At 61.8% G+C, this 17,204-nt stretch carries 15 protein-coding genes and 1 pseudogene; 7 read left to right on the top strand and 9 right to left on the bottom strand.

The annotated features are described in order from the left end of the window. The 5 genes and pseudogenes from BT125_RS29695 to BT125_RS17745 all read right to left on the bottom strand — a co-directional run. Positions 1–273: pseudogene (locus BT125_RS29695) on the bottom strand (IS3 family transposase); the annotation flags it as partial. A 160-nt stretch (positions 274–433) separates the two neighbouring features. Then, the gene (locus BT125_RS17760) at positions 434–1,753 is read right to left on the bottom strand and encodes an MFS transporter (RefSeq protein WP_072408856.1); all 1,320 of its coding nucleotides are present in this window, start codon (positions 1,751–1,753) and stop codon (positions 434–436) included. 290 nt (positions 1,754–2,043) lie between these two features. Further along, entirely contained in the window at positions 2,044–3,369 is a 1,326-nt protein-coding gene (locus tag BT125_RS17755; RefSeq protein ID WP_072408854.1) for a sigma-54-dependent transcriptional regulator, read from the bottom strand. Next, a complete protein-coding gene (locus BT125_RS17750; protein WP_072408869.1) occupies positions 3,362–5,128 on the bottom strand; it encodes a sensor histidine kinase in 1,767 nt (588 codons plus the stop codon). Before BT125_RS17750 ends, BT125_RS17755 begins: the two co-directional genes overlap by 8 nt. Positions 5,129–5,398: 270 nt before the next feature. Next, entirely contained in the window at positions 5,399–6,922 is a 1,524-nt protein-coding gene (locus tag BT125_RS17745; protein ID WP_060740866.1) for a fumarate hydratase, read from the bottom strand. A gap of 461 nt (positions 6,923–7,383) precedes the next feature. On the opposite strand from BT125_RS17745, the gene BT125_RS17740 reads away from it, so the two are divergent. Genes BT125_RS17740 through BT125_RS17730 form a run of 3 tightly spaced genes read left to right on the top strand, consistent with a single transcriptional unit; the run spans position 7,384 to position 10,196 of the window. Next, positions 7,384–8,490, top strand: a complete 1,107-nt coding sequence (locus tag BT125_RS17740) for a GGDEF domain-containing protein (RefSeq protein WP_072408867.1) — start codon at positions 7,384–7,386, stop codon at positions 8,488–8,490. Further along, on the top strand, positions 8,483–9,418 hold the full coding sequence (locus BT125_RS17735) for an iron-sulfur-binding ferredoxin reductase (protein WP_072408852.1): 936 nt from the start codon (positions 8,483–8,485) through the stop codon (positions 9,416–9,418). The genes BT125_RS17740 and BT125_RS17735 overlap by 8 nt, the downstream gene beginning before the upstream one ends. A 28-nt stretch (positions 9,419–9,446) precedes the next feature. Further along, positions 9,447–10,196 carry an enoyl-CoA hydratase gene (locus BT125_RS17730; protein ID WP_072408850.1) on the top strand — a complete coding sequence of 250 codons (750 nt, stop codon included), beginning with the start codon at positions 9,447–9,449 and terminating at the stop codon, positions 10,194–10,196. 191 nt (positions 10,197–10,387) lie between these two features. Here the strand turns inward: BT125_RS17730 and pyk are convergent, their stop codons facing one another. After that, the gene (gene pyk / locus BT125_RS17725; protein ID WP_072408848.1) at positions 10,388–11,839 is read right to left on the bottom strand and encodes a pyruvate kinase; all 1,452 of its coding nucleotides are present in this window, start codon (positions 11,837–11,839) and stop codon (positions 10,388–10,390) included. Between the two features lie 336 nt (positions 11,840–12,175). On the opposite strand from pyk, the gene BT125_RS17720 reads away from it, so the two are divergent. Then, a complete protein-coding gene (locus tag BT125_RS17720; RefSeq protein WP_072408846.1) occupies positions 12,176–12,547 on the top strand; it encodes a tetratricopeptide repeat protein in 372 nt (123 codons plus the stop codon). 286 nt (positions 12,548–12,833) lie between these two features. After that, a complete protein-coding gene (locus BT125_RS17715) occupies positions 12,834–13,193 on the top strand; it encodes a PilZ domain-containing protein (RefSeq protein ID WP_072408844.1) in 360 nt (119 codons plus the stop codon). Positions 13,194–13,273: 80 nt separating this feature from the next. On the opposite strand, the gene BT125_RS17710 is transcribed toward BT125_RS17715, so the two are convergent. Further along, positions 13,274–13,501, bottom strand: coding sequence for a DUF6124 family protein (locus BT125_RS17710; protein WP_072408842.1), 228 nt, complete (start codon positions 13,499–13,501; stop codon positions 13,274–13,276). A 136-nt stretch (positions 13,502–13,637) separates the two neighbouring features. Here BT125_RS17710 and BT125_RS17705 point away from each other — a divergent pair, with 136 nt between their 5' ends. Next, entirely contained in the window at positions 13,638–14,015 is a 378-nt protein-coding gene (locus BT125_RS17705) for a hypothetical protein (RefSeq protein ID WP_072408839.1), read from the top strand. A gap of 478 nt (positions 14,016–14,493) precedes the next feature. Then, positions 14,494–14,871, top strand: coding sequence for a hypothetical protein (locus BT125_RS28885; RefSeq protein WP_139271748.1), 378 nt, complete (start codon positions 14,494–14,496; stop codon positions 14,869–14,871). 128 nt (positions 14,872–14,999) lie between these two features. Here BT125_RS28885 and BT125_RS17700 read toward each other — a convergent pair whose 3' ends face one another. Beyond that, positions 15,000–15,368 (bottom strand): DUF6124 family protein, encoded by a 369-nt coding sequence (locus BT125_RS17700; protein WP_072408837.1) that lies wholly within the window; start codon positions 15,366–15,368, stop codon positions 15,000–15,002. A gap of 339 nt (positions 15,369–15,707) precedes the next feature. Next, a complete protein-coding gene (locus BT125_RS17695; RefSeq protein ID WP_072408835.1) occupies positions 15,708–17,039 on the bottom strand; it encodes a DUF58 domain-containing protein in 1,332 nt (443 codons plus the stop codon). Between the last annotated feature and the right edge of the window lie 165 nt (positions 17,040–17,204).

Raw genomic sequence — 17,204 nt, 5'->3', positions numbered from 1 at the left:
CTGCTCTTCAAGCTCTTTGATGCGTTGCTCTGGCGTTAATGGTCGGTTTTTGTCGGGCATAGACCCCATCCTCGGCGAGCCAATGTATCTGCCTGGGCTCCAATCCTGCCGACCGTGCTTGCGTAACCATGTCAGAACGGTCGTTTTGCCTTGAATCCCGTAGCGCTCCTGAGCCTCTTTATAACTCAGCTCGCCTTTTTCGACCTGATCGACGACCGACAATTTAAAGGTCAGCGTGTAGTCGCGCTGACTACGCCTTTTTGCTGATTCCATTACGTCCTCCTGAAAAACAGATCAGAAGGTGTAAACCTTATTCAGGACGGGACAGACAAATGAAACAAAAAAAGGGGCGACCCCGTCAGGTTCGCCCCTTTTTGATCCAGCCCTGAAAACAGGTGTAAACCTTAGCCAGGACTCGACATGCGACTTGAGATCAGTCGGTCACGATCCGCGAATGCTTGCGGGTATCTTTCATGGTGATGTACACCAGCAGCGATACGGCGATGCAGGCCGTCACGTACCAGTAGTAGCCGGTTTCCATGCCGATGCTCTTGAACCACAGGGCGATGTATTCAGCGGTGCCGCCGAAGATCGACACGGTCAGTGCATAGGGCAGGCCGACGCCCAGGGCGCGGATTTCGGTGGGGAACAGCTCGGCTTTCACCACGGCGTTGATCGAGGTGTAGCCGCTGACGATGATCAGCGCCGCCATGATCAGGAAGAACGCGCCCCACCAGGTCTGGATGGTGTGCAGGGTGGTGAGGATCGGCACGGTGAACAGCGTTCCCAGGATGCCGAAGGCAATCAGAATCGGGCGACGGCCGACTTTATCCGACAGCCCACCGATCACTGGTTGCAGGCACATGAACAGGAACAGCGTGGCGGCGGAAATGGTGGTGGAGTCGGAAATGCTCATGCCGACGGTGTTCACCAGGTATTTCTGCATGTAGGTGGTGTAGGTGTAAAACGCCAGTGTGCCGCCCATGGTCAGGCCGACCACGGTCATCAGTTCCTTGGGATGGCGCAGCAAGGTGCGCATGGCGCTTTCCTTGGACTTCTCTTTCTTGGTGAACGACTCGGTTTCTTCCATGCCGCGCCGCAGGTACAGCGCCACGACCGCGCACAGTGCGCCGATGGCGAACGGGATGCGCCAGCCCCAGGCGTACAGCTGTTCGGTGGTGAGGAACTGTTGCAGCACGATCAATACGCCCAAGGCGATGAGCTGGCCGGAAATCAGGGTCACGTACTGGAAGCTGGAGAAGAAGCCGCGACGCTCCTTGGTCGCCATTTCGCTCAGGTAGGTTGCCGAGGTGCCGTACTCGCCCCCCACCGACAGGCCTTGGAGCAGGCGGGCAAACACCAGCAGGATCGGCGCGCCGACGCCGATGGTTTCGTAGCTGGGGCTCAAGGCGATGATCAGCGAGCCGAAGCACATCAGGTACACCGAGGCCATCAACGCACGTTTGCGCCCGGCGCGGTCAGCGTACAGGCCCATCAACCAGCCGCCGATCGGGCGCATCAGGAAACCCACGGCGAAGATCGCGGCGGTGTTGAGCAACTGGGCGGTGGTGTCGCCCTTGGGGAAGAAGACTTTGGCGAAGTACAACGAGAACGCGGCGTAGACGTACCAGTCATACCACTCGACCATGTTGCCGACCGAGCCGCTGAAGATCGATTTGATCCGGCTGGCGGTGGTTCTTTCACGGGCGGGCGCGGCAGCCGACCCAATGGGTAGGGCGTTGGAGTTGTCCATTGAAGGATCCTTCATTTAATTGTTTTTGTGGAGCGCGTGGGAACGCAGCCTGACAGGGCTATAGCAGGAGCTGTGCCAGCGGTTGGAGGGCCGGTCTAGAGGGGTTTGCGGTGTTGAGTGAGCGGAAATCCGCTTGTTTTCGTTTGCGGATGAGCGGAAATCCGCTCATTCGGGAGGTGTTGGCTCTGGCCTCATCGCGAGCAAGCTCGCTCCCACATTTTTGTCGGTGTACGCTAACCCTGTGGGAGCGAGCTTGCTCGCGATGGCGCCAGTGCAGGCGCCACAGAAACCTACAAAAACATCTCCCGACTCAACCCATGCCGCTGCATCTTTTCATTGAAGGTGCGGCGTGGCAGTTGCAGTTCTTCGAGCACGGCTTTCACATCACCTTTGTGTCGCGCCAGGGCGGCGCGCAGGCATTGGGCTTCGAAGGCTTCCTGCTGAGCCGCGAGGGACTGGCCAGGCCCCGTCTCCAGGATGGGCAGTTGATCCAACCCCAACACCTGGCGTTCGGCGACGTTGGCCAGTTCCCGCACGTTTCCCGGCCAATCGTGGCTGAGCAGATGGCCCAACTGCGGGCCGCTCAGGGGCGCGGCGGGGCGGCCCAGGCGTTCGGCGGCGTTGTGGGTGAAGTGTTCGAACAGCAGGGGAATGTCCTCGCGCCGTTCTCGCAGCGGCGGCAGGCGCAGCTCGGCGATGTTCAAGCGATAGGCCAGGTCTTCGCGAAAACGCCCGGCCCGGGCTTCGTCCAGCAGGTCGGGCTTGGTGGCGGCGATGATGCGCAGGTCCACGTGGATGCTCTGGTTGGAGCCCAGGCGTTCGAGCTTCTGTTCCTGCAACACCCGCAGCAACTTGACCTGCTGGGCCAGGGGCATGCTTTCGATTTCGTCGAGAAACAGCGTGCCGCCGTCGGCGTATTCGAGCTTGCCGATGCGCTTGCCCTGGGCGCCGGTGAAGGCGCCGCTTTCGTGGCCGAACAGCTCCGCCTCGAACAGCGGTTCGGGAATGGCCGCGCAGTTCAACGCGACGAAGGGCTTGCTCGCCCTTGGGCCGAAGTCGTGCAGGCAGCGGGCGACCAACTCCTTGCCGCTGCCGGTTTCGCCGCGGATCAATACGTTGACCGGCAGTGCCGCCAGGTCCAGCACTTGGCGCCGCAGGTTTTGCAGCGCACGGGAAACCCCCAGCAGCGTGCCATCGAGGCGGGCGCGAGCGTCGGCCTGTTCATGCAGACGCCGGTTTTCCAAGACCAGGGTGCGCTTATCCAGGGCCCGGCGCAGGCTGCCCAGCAGGGCTTCGGGACTGAAGGGTTTTTCCAGAAAGTCGTAGGCACCGTCGCGCATGGCCTCGACGGCCATGGGCACGTCACCGTGGCCGGTCAACAGAATCACCGGCAGGTCCGGGTCGCGGCGGCGTACTTCGGCCAGTAGCTCCAGGCCGCTGAGGCCGGGCATGCGCACGTCGCTGAGGATCACCCCGGGGAAATGCTCCGGCAACCGGGCCAGGCATTCGTCGGCACGACTGAACAGCTGCACCTGGAACCCCGACAGGCTCAACCATTGTTCGACGGCACTGCGGATGCTGCCTTCGTCATCCACGACCATGACTGAATCAAGCATGCAGTTGTGCCTCCTGATCGATGGGCAAGGTCACGCAGAATACCGCGCCGTTCTCGTGGTTGTCCGCGCTCAAGCGTCCGCCGGATTCATGGATGATTGCAAACGAAACCGCCAGCCCCAAGCCCAGGCCATCGCCCACGGGCTTGGTGGTGAAGAACGGATCGAACACCTGGGCCAGGTGTTCCTGGGCGATGCCGGTGCCGCTGTCGCTGACGGTCAGGCGCCACAACTGATCATCGGCCTCCAGGCGCACTTCCAGGCGCTTGAGGGGCTGGCCGGCCATGGCGTCGAGCGCGTTGCGCAGCAGGTTGATCAATACTTGTTCGAGGCGGATCGCATCACCGCGCACCCACGCTGGGCGGGTCAAGTGCAACACGGTGCTGACCTGCTCGTCCCGCAGGCGCGTGTCCAGCAGTTGCAGCGCCTGGTCCACCACCGCCGCCAGGTCCAGGCGTTCGCGCAGGCCGCTGGGGCTTTTGCGGGCAAACGTCTTCAAGTGGCCGGTGAGGGCGGCCATGCGGGTCAGCATGTCGTCCACCGGCTTGAGGGCCTTGTAGGCGTCATCGACCCGACCGTGATCCAGCAGCAAGCGCAGGGTTGCCAATTGCATGCGCTGGGCGGTCAAGGGCTGGTTGATTTCATGGGCCAGGGCTGCCGACATCTGTCCCAGCGCCGCCAGCTTGGCCGATTGCACCAGCCCGTCCTGGGCGGTGCGCAGGTCCCGGGTCCGCTCCTCCACCAGTCGTTCCAGCTCTTCGCGGCTGCGCTGGCGCAACTTTGCCAGGCGCCAGCGCTGGTTGAGAAACAGCAACAGGAACACCAGCGCCAGCCACAACCCGGCGGCGGCGAGCCCGGCGTTGCGCAGGTCCTCGAAGGCGATCTGCGGACGGCGCAGCAAGTGCAGTGTCCAGCCTTCGGCGGTCAGCGGCAAGGATTCCCACAGGTAATCCGCCAAGCCACCGGGGGCCTCGACCCGGGCCAGGTGGCTGTTGTCGTCGAAGCGTCGCAGCGGTTCATGGGCCAGGGCTTGCAACGGTTGTTTGTCGTATTGGCGGGTGGCCTTGAGTTCGGCGCGGTCGCTGTCGGTCAGCGGCTGCAAGTGGCGATAACGCCAGCCCGGGCGGTTGGCGATGAAGATGATGCCCCGGGCATCGCTGACCAGCAGGGTGTCGCTGCCCTGGCGCCATTCGCGCTCCAGCTCCGGAAATTCCAGCTTCACCACCATCGCGCCAAGGAACTCGCCGTTGTCGCCGGTCACGGCGCTGGAAAGGAAGTACCCCGGGATGCCGCTGGTCACGCCCACCGCATAAAACCGCCCGGTGCCCCGGGTGCGGGTCTGGATGAAATAGGGGCGAAAGCCATAGTTGTGCCCGACATAGCTGCTGGGTAGGCGCCAGTTACTGGCCGCGACGGCCAGGCCGCTGTGGTCGAGCAGTTCCAGTGTGGATGACTGGGCGGCGCCATTGATCTGTTCGAGCTTGCGATTCAACGCATCCTGCTGCGCCGCGCTGACCGGTCCCTTGAGGGCCGAGCGCAACTCCGGATCCAGCGCCAGTACGGCGGGCAGGGCGCGGTAGCGTTCGATCAGGGTATGCAACGAATTGGCGTACAGCGTCAACTGCTGGCTGGCACGGCTGGCATCTTCTTCCAGGGCCGAACGTTCGGCGTGGCGCACGGCCAGGGTGGCGGCAACCGCCGCGCCGGTGAGGATCAGCAGGGTGTACAACGACAGACGCAAGGTACGGGTGGTCGGCAGCATGCTGGCGTAAACCAGTGGAAAGTCGGGCGGGCACGATAGCATGGCGGTTGCTTCGAGCGATCATGTACTTCAGGCCTGCACCTGATCCTGTGGGAGCGGGCTTGCCCGCGAAGACGCCGGCACATTCAACATTGATGCAAGCTGACCCACCGCTTTCGCGAGCAAGCCCGCTCCCACAGGGATCAGTGGTGGATATTGAATGTTGTGAGCACAAAAAAAGGCCGGTGAGGTTGTTGCCCACCGGCCTTTTCTATAACGCCACAGTGCGTGTTACTGCACTTCGACCGCCAGGCTGTCACTGATCTTTTTCTGCCAGATGGCAGGACCGGTGATGTGCACCGACTCGCCTTGGCTATCGACCGCAACGGTCACCGGCATGTCCTTGACCTCGAACTCGTAGATCGCTTCCATGCCCAGTTCGGCGAACGCCAGGACCTTGGATTTGCGGATCGCCTGGGCCACCAGGTAAGCGGCACCGCCGACGGCCATCAGGTAGACGGCCTTGTTGTCCTTGATCGCTTCGATAGCGGTCGGGCCGCGCTCGGATTTGCCGATCATGCCCAACAAGCCTGTCTGCTCGAGGATCTGGCGGGTGAACTTGTCCATCCGCGTGGCGGTGGTCGGGCCGGCTGGGCCGACGACTTCATCGCCTACCGGGTCGACCGGGCCGACGTAGTAGATGAAGCGGCCCTTGAGGTCCACTGGCAAGGTTTCACCCTTGTTCAGCATCTCGACCATGCGCTTGTGCGCCGCGTCGCGGCCAGTGAGCATCTTGCCGTTGAGCAACACGGTTTCGCCCGGCTTCCAGCTTTGCACGTCCTCTGGCGTCAGGGTGTCGAGGTTGACGCGACGAGCCGACGGACCGGCTTCCCAGACGATTTCCGGGTAAGCGTCCAACGGAGGCGCTTCCAGCGACGCCGGGCCAGTGCCGTCCAGCACGAAGTGGGCGTGACGGGTGGCGGCGCAGTTGGGGATCATGCACACCGGCAGGGAGGCGGCGTGGGTCGGGTAGTCCATGATCTTCACGTCGAGCACGGTGGTCAGGCCACCCAGGCCCTGGGCGCCGATGCCCAGTTGGTTGACCTTCTCGAACAGCTCCAGGCGCATCTCTTCGATACGATTCTGCGGGCCGCGGGCCTTGAGCTCGTGGATGTCGATGGACTCCATCAAGACTTCCTTGGCCATGACCGCGGCTTTCTCGGCGGTGCCGCCGATGCCGATGCCGAGCATGCCCGGTGGGCACCAGCCGGCGCCCATGGTCGGAACGGTTTTCAGCACCCAGTCGACGATGGAATCGGACGGGTTGAGCATGGCCATCTTCGACTTGTTCTCGGAGCCGCCGCCCTTGGCCGCCACGTCTACTTCCACGGTGTTGCCCGGGACGATGGAGTAGTGGATGACCGCCGGGGTGTTGTCCTTGGTGTTTTTACGCGCGCCGGCCGGGTCGGCCAGGATGGAAGCGCGCAGGACGTTTTCCGGCAGGTTGTAGGCGCGACGCACGCCCTCGTTGATCATGTCGTCCAGGCTCATGGTCGCGCCATCCCAACGCACGTCCATGCCCACCCGCACGAACACGGTCACGATGCCGGTGTCCTGGCAGATCGGCCGATGGCCGGTGGCGCACATGCGCGAGTTGATCAGGATCTGCGCCATGGAGTCACGGGCCGCCGGCGATTCTTCGCGCAGGTAGGCCTCGTGCATCGCCTGGATGAAATCCACGGGGTGGTAGTAGGAAATGAACTGCAGGGCGTCGGCAACGCTCTGTATCAGGTCATCTTGCTTGATCACGGTCATGAGTCGCGCTCCTCTCTAAAGACGGGAACATTCAATAAGGTGCCGCCCGTTTGGGTGCATCGGTCGACGGACGACACCTCTTAGGCACGCCGGGCATGCTGGCGCGACGCTAAAAAGGCGCGGCAGTATATCGCAGGCGGGCATCCTGTGGGAGCGAGCTTGCTCCCGATCACGACGGATTGATGAGGTGGAAAGTGAAACCTGTGGCGAGGGAGCTTGCTCCCGCTCGGTTGCGCAGCAGCCGCAAAATCTTGGGGCCGCTTCGCGCCCCAGCGGGAGCAAGCTCCCTCGCCACAGGGGCATCAGGTGCGCTAGCCGCTGCGTCAATTGGGCCATTGCTTTGACGCCATTTTTCTGCTCCAGAATTGAATGGTCATTTGCCCTACACGCCACTAAAGTGGCGTCTGGCCTGTAGCGTAGGACGCCTCCTGTCAGTTTCCTTTCCCATGGTGAGTCAACGATTGACCCATAACGCCATTCAACGTCTTTTGCTGAAACGCTTCGCTTTGGCGGCCGCGACGTACGCGCTGGCACTGGTTTTGTTGTGGCTGGCATTTTTCAGTGGTCATTACCTGGACTCGTTGCGCGGTGTCATCATTGGCAGCGTGTTGGTCGTGCTGTGCCAGGCCGGGCTGTTCGCGCTGTTTATCACCGATCGCAACCTGCGCTTCGCCGACCCCAGTCTCACCGAAGTGCAGGTGTTGATCGGCCTGGGCTGGCAGACCTGGATGATGGCGCACCTGGACCAGGCCCGGGGCGTGTTCCTGGTGTTTTATGTGCTGATCCTGCTGTTCGGGCTGTTCCACCTGTCGCGCCGGTCCTTTGTGCGCTGCGCGTCGCTGGTGTTCATCAGCTTCGCCGCGATTACCCTCTGGGACGGTTACTTCTTCAGGCTTCCCGATCCCACCCTGGCCGGGTTGCAGGTGGCCGTGCTGTTTCTGGTGCTGGTGTGGCTGGTGTTTTACGCCCGCTACGTCCAGACCTCACGCCAGCGCATGCGCCAGCGGCGGTTTGCCTTGCAGGCGCACCAGGACACCTTGCGCGGGATGATGCGCCAGCTCGAAGACCTAGTGGCCACCGATGAGCTGACCGGGCTGTTCAATCGCCGGCACTTCCTGCGCCTGGCCTCCCGCGAACTCAACACCCTCAGGCCCGGCGTCGCCCATGGCCTGGCCCTGATCGACCTCGACCATTTCAAGCGCATCAACGACCTGCATGGCCATGCCGCGGGCGACCAGGTGCTGCAGGCGTTTGCCGCGGTGGCCACGGCGTGCCTGCGCGAGGGCGATGTACTGGCCCGTTACGGCGGCGAGGAATTCGTCATGCTGCTACCCGCTTGCGACCCCCACCGCCTGACGGCCTGTTGCGAGCGGCTGCGGCTGGCGTTCACCGAAGTCGAGCTGATCGGCCTGCAGGTCGGCGCCCTCAGCCTGTCGGCGGGCATGACAATGCTGGAAATGGGCGATGACCTGGACAACGCGTTGCAACGTGCCGACCAGGCCCTGTACCGTGCCAAGCGAGACGGCCGCAATCGTTGCGCCGCCGCCTGGGAGAACGTCGATGCCTGAACTGACAGTCGCCGGTCGGCAATGGACGGTGGCGGCGGGCAGTAACCTGCTGGACGCCTTGAACGGCGCTGGCGTGACGGTGCCCTACAGTTGTCGCGCCGGGAGCTGCCACGCTTGCCTGGTGCAGTGCGTGGGAGGCGATGTGCGCGACAGCCGCCCCGACGCCTTGAGCCCGACGCAGCGCGACCAGGGTTGGCGGCTGGCCTGCCAATGCCAGGTGGTCGAGGATGTGCGGATTCACACCTTCGACCCGCAACGGGACGGCCAGGCCGCCCAGGTGATGGCGGTGGATTGGCTGGGCGGTGAGGTACTGCGTCTGCGCCTCACCCCCGAGCGGCCGCTGCGGTATCGGGCCGGGCAGCATCTGGTGCTGTGGGCCGGCGAGGTGGCCCGGCCGTATTCCCTGGCGAGCCTGCCCGAAGAAGACCGTTTCCTGGAGTTCCACCTCGATTGTCGCGAGCCCGGCCTGTTCATCGACGCGGCCCGGCAGATGAAGGCCGGCGACCCGATCCGCCTGGGCGAACTGCGTGGCGGTGCCTTGCACTACGACGCCGACTGGCACGACAGGCCGCTGTGGCTGCTCGCCGCTGGCACGGGCCTGGCGCCGTTGTTCGGCCTCCTGCGCGAAGCCTTGCGCCAGCATCATCAAGGCGTGATTCGCCTTATTCACGTGGCCCATGATACGGCCGGGCATTATCTGGCCAAACCCCTGGCGGCATTGGCGGCCAAGCATGAAAACCTCTCGGTGGAGCTGCTGACCGCGGCCGAGGCGCCGCCCGCCTTGGCGCAACTGCGGCTTGTTTCCCGGCAAACCCAGGCCTTACTCTGCGGCCATCCCGACCGGGTCGAGGCCTTTGCCAAGCGTTTGTACCTGGCTGGTTTGCCGCGCAATCAACTGCTGGCCGACGTCTTCCTGCCCCGTGGTTGAGCGCTGATTTCCAGACGCGAGACCGATCATGACCGAAACCCTGTTGCTCGACCGTCAACGTGGCCTGCTGACCGTGCGCTTGAACCGCCCGGACAAGAAAAATGCCCTGACCCGGGCCATGTACGGTCAATTGGCCCAAACCCTGGCGATGGCGGACAACGACCCGCAGATCCGCGCGGTGCTGCTCAGCGGTTCCAGCGATTGCTTCACCGCCGGCAACGACATCGTCGACTTCCTCGAACAGCCACCGAACGACCTCGATAACCCGGTATTCCAGTTCATGCTCAGCCTGCTCGATTGCCGCAAACCGGTGATCGCCGCCGTGGCCGGGCCGGCGGTGGGCATTGGTACTACGTTGCTGTTGCATTGCGACCTGGTCTACGTCAGCCGAGACGCGCGGCTGCGCATGCCGTTCGTCAACCTGGGGCTGTGCCCGGAATTCGGTTCCAGCCTGATCCTGCCGCGGCTGCTGGGCCAGGCCAGGGCTGCGCAATTGTTGCTGTTGGGTGAGGGCTTCAGTGGCGAACAAGCGGTGGCGTGGGGCATTGCCACCGAGGCGCTGGACAGCGGTGAAGCGGCACTGGCCAAGGCGCGGGAGGTGGCGCTGCGCTTCGAATCGCTGCCGCCCGACGCGGTGCACATCAGCAAGCAACTGATGAGGGCGCCGGACCGGGAACTGTTGCGCAAGGTGATTGAAGAAGAGGGCAAGTTGTTTACCCAACGCCTGCGCTCGCCCGAGGCGGTTGCGGCGTTGTCGGGGTTTATCAACAGGCATTGAATTCTGTAGCGTCTGGCCTGGCCCCAGCGCGAGCAGCTCGCTCCCACAGTAGGTTTGTGGTGTTCATGCCCCCCATGTGGGAGCGAGCTTGCTCGCGATGGCGTCAGACCAGACCGCACAGGCTTCAAGGCAAAAACCAAAAAGCCCCACCATTCACATGGCAGGGCTTTTGTTTTTCAGCGCTTGGTCACTCAGACCATCGGGTCGCCAACATGCAGGATTTTCATCCCGTTGGTGCCGCCGATGGTGTGGTAGCTGTCGCCCTTGGTCAGGATGACCCAGTCACCAGTCTGCACGACGCCGCGTTTGACCAGCTCATCCACCGCTGCCTGGCTGACTTCGCCTGGTTGCAGGGCAGCCGGGTCGAACGGCACGGTGTAGACACCACGGAACATGGCGGCGCGGGCCTGGGTTTCGCGGTGCGGGGAGAACGCGTAGATCGGCACCGAGGAGCGGATGCGCGACATGATCAGCGGCGTGTAGCCGCTTTCGGTCAGGGCGATGATCGCCTTCACGCCCGGGAAGTGGTTGGCGGTGTACATCGTCGCCAGGGCGATGCTTTCGTCGCAGCGCTCGAAGGTCTTGCCGATGCGGTGGCTGGAGGTCTTGCTGGTCGGGTGCTTTTCAGCGCCGATGCAAATACGCGCCATGGCTTGCACCGCTTCGAGCGGGTAGAGGCCGGCGGCGCTTTCGGCCGAGAGCATCACAGCGTCGGTGTAGTCGAGCACGGCGTTGGCTACGTCGGACACTTCGGCGCGGGTTGGCATAGGGTTCTGGATCATCGACTCCATCATCTGGGTCGCGACGATCACGGCCTTGTTGTGGCGGCGTGCGTGCAGGATGATTTTCTTCTGGATGCCCACCAGCTCGGCGTCGCCGATTTCCACGCCCAGGTCACCACGGGCCACCATCACGGCGTCGGATGCCTTGATCAGGCCATCAAGGGTTTCGTCGTCGGCCACGGCTTCTGCACGTTCGATCTTGGCCACCAGCCAGGCAGTACCGCCGGCTTCGTCGCGCAGTTGACGGGCGTATTCCATATCGGCGGCGTCACGGGGGAAGGACACGGCGAGGTAGTCGACTTCCATTTCCGCGGCCAGCTTGATGTCGGCCTTGTCTTTTTCGGTCAGGGCCGGCGCCGTCAGGCCACCGCCGCGACGGTTGATGCCTTTGTGGTCCGACAGCGGGCCACCGATGGTCACGATGCAGTTCAGTTCAGTGGCGGAGGCGGTCTCGACGCGCATCACCACGCGACCGTCGTCGAGCAGCAGCTCGTCGCCCACGCCGCAGTCCTTGACCAGGTCCGGGTAATCGATGCCCACCACCTGCTGGTTGCCTTCGGTCAGCGGATGGCTGGTGGAGAAGGTGAATTGGTCACCGATCTTCAGCTCGATGCGCTTGTTGGCGAATTTGGCGATGCGGATCTTTGGACCTTGCAGGTCACCCAGCAGGGCAACGAAGCGGCCGTGCTTGGCGGCGAGGTCGCGCACCAGCTTGGCACGCGCCTTGTGTTCTTCGGGCGTGCCGTGGGAGAAATTCAGACGGGCAACGTCCAGGCCAGCCAGAATCAGCTGTTCGAGAACTTCCGGCGAATTACTGGCCGGGCCAAGGGTAGCGACGATTTTGGTGCGACGGACGGACATGCAAGACTCCTCAAGTTCAAGCGCCAGCGAAGGCTACTATGCTCTTTGGGTGTAGTCATTGTTCATATGCACTACTTTTTCGTTTGTTTTTAGAAATGAACATTCCTGAAAATTTTCACGCCTTTATGAACAGCATATATGAACGCCTGGTGCTGCTCTTGTGGCGAGGGAGCTTGCTCCCGCTGGGCTGCGCAGCAGCCCCAGAACAGGGCCGCTTCGCGCCCCAGCGGGAGCAAGCTCCCTTGCCACGGGGTGTGTGCCAGCCATGGTAAGCGTTTTCAGGCTGAAGATTTTCCCAGGCAGGTCGATACAGGGCTCAAGACAGGAGAACCTCCCATGCGATTCGTGCTTTTTGTTGCCCTGGCCCTGAGCGTCACGGGCTGCACCCGTTGGTCGATGAACCACCACATGAACCTGGCCTACAAGGCCTATGACCGTGGCAATTGCGAGCAGGTCATGCTCGAGTTGTCCAAGGTCGACCGCGCCAGCCGTGCCCGCCGCTACATGCAGCCGGAAGTCTCGATGCTGCGCGGCCAGTGCCTGGAGCGGCAGAAGCTGTTCATCGATGCGGCACAGACCTACCAGTTCATCATCACCCAGTACCCTAACAGCGAATACGCGTTCCGCGCCCGCGCCCGGCTCGAAACCCTGCAGAGCCTGGGCCACTACCCGACCCGCAGTGCGGCGGCGATCCGTCCTGCTTCTTGACCCTTTCTCCCGTGGCCAGGCGCAATCCTGGCCACTCTGCCTCTGCCCATGGTGTTTATGAAAATTAATACATGGGGCTGGTCGTCACCCCTCCTTGGGCTATATTTGTACAAGTCGTAGTTAGAGCTAGATATCTACCTTTTTAGAAGCACCTGAGACCGGCAGAAGCAGGCCCAAGACGATCGACAGCGTCTGGCACCGGGATTGGGGAGAGCGGGCTCGCTTGGGTTCGTTCCGAAGTGATCGGTAGGCCCGGTATGTGGCCGCTAAGAAAGCGATACAAGACATGTACAAGGAACGCCGAATCGAACGGCATCAGTTGCCGTATTTCCTCAAAGTGTTTAACGGCATCAATGACAGGCCTATCGGTTTTTTGGGCAATGTTTCTGAAAATGGGCTGATGCTGATCAGCCACCTTCCGCTGATGATCGGTGCGGATTTTGACCTGCACCTGAAAATCCCCGCTGATGAAGGGCCACAACAAAACATCAAGTTGAAAGCCAGGTGCCTGTGGTGCCATGAAGACGTGACGCCGATGCATTTCGATGCCGGGTTCAGCCTGACGTGGGTGCCGCCGGAGTACGGACAACTGGTCAATGCGTTGCGGCAATATTTTAGTTTCTATCCGTTGCCGGAATCGGCTTGAGCATTACGGGCTACCGACTTTGTGGGAGCGAGCAAGCTCGCTCCCACAGGGCTTCCTGTTTCCTACAGGTCATTCGGCCTTCAGCGCTGAACCCTCGCTTCGTTATCCAGCAGTCTTTCCAGCAACAACACCCCCATCTCGCCCATCTGGTGAATCGCCAGGGCCAGGTTGCGCGGGGCGCCTTCCAAGTCTTCGGATAAATCCAGGATCAGCGTGCTCACCGAGCAGAAGGTTTCGTAGGTGTGGGCGAGCATGCCTTCGGGGTCGGCGTCGGTCGCGACGTCCGTTACGCACCGCACAGTAGTCACTCGAACATTATCCGCATCCGATGCCGTATGTCAGTACTGTCATGTCTTACAGGTGTTGGGCCGACAGCTTTGTTGTTCACTGCAATCAACGAGTTCCTAAGGCTTCCATCCGGAACGCTCTTTATCTGGAGGCGTCATGATTAATACCGTTACGTTACGAGCAACACGCGCAGGCCATGATTACTGGGCGGAACTTGAAGTGGAATATCAATGGTCAATGACCGGTGACCGATTGTTTATGACGACACAACGGTACCGGGCAAAAAAAAACGGTCAAAAGAACGGCAATCTTAAAGTGGGGCTTGCTTCACTTCCCCAGGGAAATACCGGGTGGATGCAGCTAATTGATAACGGCGTGCAAGACGGTGAATGGCATGATCTGGTCATCTTCAAACATGTAGAAGCAAATCGTCAGTCTGGAACGCTATATTTCAATTGGATATACGACAGGAAAAACGTGACTGATGTCAATATGACGGGGGAGGTGGATGTAAAATACGTTCGCCCCGTCTAAAGAGTTTTGAAGTAGCCAGCCATTTTTGGCAGCCTCAGCTCGCCAGCGCATCGCCGGAGTACGAGCAACGGGTGAGTGCCTTCATTCGTCGTTGTCGTTGTCGGCTTGATGGCGTGGGTGTACATCAGTCCACCTTGTGGGACAGCCATGGACTTGATTGTCACAGATGAACCCTTGCGGGAGCGAGCTCGCGAAGCAGCGGCACATTCAGCATTGATGTAAGCGGATCCACCGTCATCGTCGGATCGCCGCCCGGAGCAGGCTCGCTCCCCAAGTTTTTATCGCTCTCTGGTTCTCTGGCTCAGCGCTGAACCTTCGCTTCGTTGTTATGAAGCCTCTCCAGCAAGTCTCCGCAACCGCTTGTCGACACTGTCAGGTCTTACAGGTGCGAAGCGTTAGCCCTGCCGCTTACTGTAAATCAAGGAAATCTCTTAGTGGCGTTGTCAACCGGAGCGCTCCTTTAAGCGTGGAGGCAGTCATGGCCAATACCGTCGTAATACGCGCAACTTACCCAGAATATGGTTGTTGGGCGGATCTCGAACTGCAGTACAGCTGGTCCGCTAATGGCGACCGATTGTCTGTGAATACAAAGCGGTACCGCGCAGACAAGAATAATCGAAACTCCGGCAACCTTAAGGTGGGGCTTGCTTCGCTTCCACAAGGAAATACCGGATGGCACGAATTAACGGGTGGTGGCATACAAGATGGTGAGTGGCACGACTTCGCCAAGACCCTTTATGTGGCGGCGAATGGACGCTCCGGCACGATATATTTCAATTGGATATACGACAGGCCTGGGGATCCTGATGTCAATATGACGGGTGAGGTCAATGTGAAGTTCGTTCGTCCTACGTGAGAAAGGTCTGAGATAGTCGGCAGCGCCTGTGGGGCGGGATTGCTTCAATCAGCCTTGTGCTGCTGATCCATCGCCTTCGCGAGCAAGCCCGCTCCCACAGGTCCGTCATCGTTTTCTGGTTCTGTCAGTCAGCGCTGAACCTTCGCTTCGTTATCCAGCATCCGCTCCAGCAACAACACCCCCATCTCGCCCATCTGGTGAATCGCCAGGGCCAGGTTGCGCGGGGCGCCTTCCAGGTCTTCGGATAAATCCAGGATCAGCGTGCTCACCGAGCAGAAGGTTTCGTAGGTGTGGGCGAGCATGCCTTCGGGGTCGGCGTCGGGGGCGACGATGAAGTAGTCCAGGTGTTTGGCGGTTTTCTGGTCGGGCTGGCCGTTGTTGGGCTTGAGGTAGTAGTCCAGGGCGCGTTGGGCGGCTTGGTTGAGTTTTTCGGGGTCGAGGGGTTCGTTGGGAGACAGGGGATCGCTATGCGGTGGATTGGGTGTTGGCTTAATCATATTCGTTTTTCCATGATTGGCGCTGCCACCCTGTTCGCGACTAAACGAGGGGTGGCGGCTGGACGCAGGTTAGTCGACCGGTGGAAAAACGAAGACCGGCGCGCCCGAGGGCGCCCTGCGAACAGCCACCATCAAGTGCGGGGATAGGGACCCGACCGGATGACGCTTGTGCACACCGTTCTTACCATCGGGCGACTAAACCCGATCGCTGGATATCAGCGACGCGAATCAAGTTACGGGGCAAGGCCAAGGTGCACAAGCCGGCGGATTCTGGCGGATCTGTAGTCCGTTGCGCAAGGCGCTGTAGTCAGCTGGAGCTTTGCTGGCTCGCTGTAGGACCTAGACGGTGCCTGCCTTTTTCCAGGCCAGGTATTGGGTCACCAGGTCCGCCCCCAACTCGCTAGGGCGCGAATCCAGGGTTGGCACACCATGGGCGGCCAGTTGCTTATGCAGCTCGGCCCGGGCGTTCAAATAGTCCACCGTCCCGCAATAAGCCAAGGCTTCAGGCAGGCTTTGCACTGGCGCCTGGCGCAAGCGGTCGAGGGCTTCTTCCCGCAGGCTGGCCACCAGCACCCGATGCTGTTGCCCCAGCCGTTTCACGGCGGCGAGCAGTTGCGCATCGTCTTCATCCCGAAGGTTGGTCACCAGCACCACCAAGGCCCGGCGTTTTTGCCGGGCCAACAGTTCGGTGACGGCGGCCTGGTAGTCGGCGGGGCGTTGGCTGCTGTCGAGGTCGTACACGGTGTTGAGCAAGACGTTGAGCTGGCCGGTGCCTTTGACCGGGGCCAGGTAGCGGCTTTGTTCGCTGGCGAACGTGCTCAGGCCCACGGCATCGCCCTGGCGCAGGGCGGTATAGCTGAGCAGCAGGCATGCGTTGAGGGCATGGTCGAAGTGCGATAGCTCGCCGTCCTGGCTGCGCATGCGCCGGCCGCAGTCGAGCATGAAGATGATCTGCTGGTCGCGCTCGTCTTCGTATTCCCGGGCAATCGGCGTGCGGTGGCGGGCGGTGGCTTTCCAATCGATCTGGCGCAGGCTGTCGCCCTCGCGAAATTCCCGCAGTTGATGGAATTCCTGGCCTTGGCCACGACGTTGACGCTGGCGGATGCCGAGTTGGCTGAGCCAATTGTCCACCGCCAGCAGTTGCCCGTCGTAGAGCCGGGCGAAGTCCGGGTAGACACGGGTGTGGTCGACGGCCTCCAGCAGGCGTTTGTCGGTCCACAGGCCCAGCGGGCTCGGCAGGTTGGTTTCGCACTGGACGAAGGTGAAGTGACCGCGCTTGAGCGGGCGCAGACGGTAGCCGACCTGGCTGCGCTGGCCGGGTTGCAGCTCGACCGACAGCGGCAGGTTCTCGAAGTCCAGGCCGTCGGGTACATGATCGAAAAGCTGCACCTGCAGCGGCTGGGCAAAGTCATGGCTGATGTCCAACCGAACGTCACCCCAGCGACCCAGGGCCAGGCTCCCGGGCATTTGCCGTTGCAGCCGGGGCGAGGGCAGGCGCCGGACGCGCACCGCGTCGAGCAGCGCCAGTGCCAGCACGGCCAACAGTAGCCCCCAGTTGATCGACAGCAGCGTCGCCGGCACCGCCACGCCGAGTGCCCGCAGCGCGCCCAGCACAATGCCTAGGGCCAGCAGCAGCGCGAGCCAGATCAAGAGCAGGCGCGAGGGTTTCATGGGTGCATTCCCATTGGAGACACGCAGAGCGCGCTTTTGTGGCGAGGGGATTTATCCCCGCTGGGGCGCGCAGCGGCCCCTTGCAGTGTGTCAGACAAAACCAGGGGGCCGCTGTGCAACCCAGCGGGGATAAATCCCCTCGCCACAATGAGTCTCTCCACCACG

Source organism: Pseudomonas sp. NFACC04-2 (assembly GCF_900119265.1).
Classification (GTDB): domain Bacteria; phylum Pseudomonadota; class Gammaproteobacteria; order Pseudomonadales; family Pseudomonadaceae; genus Aquipseudomonas; species Aquipseudomonas fluorescens_AA.
The sequence above is the reverse complement of the archived record's forward strand: the minus strand, read 5'-3'. Positions and strand labels throughout refer to the sequence as shown.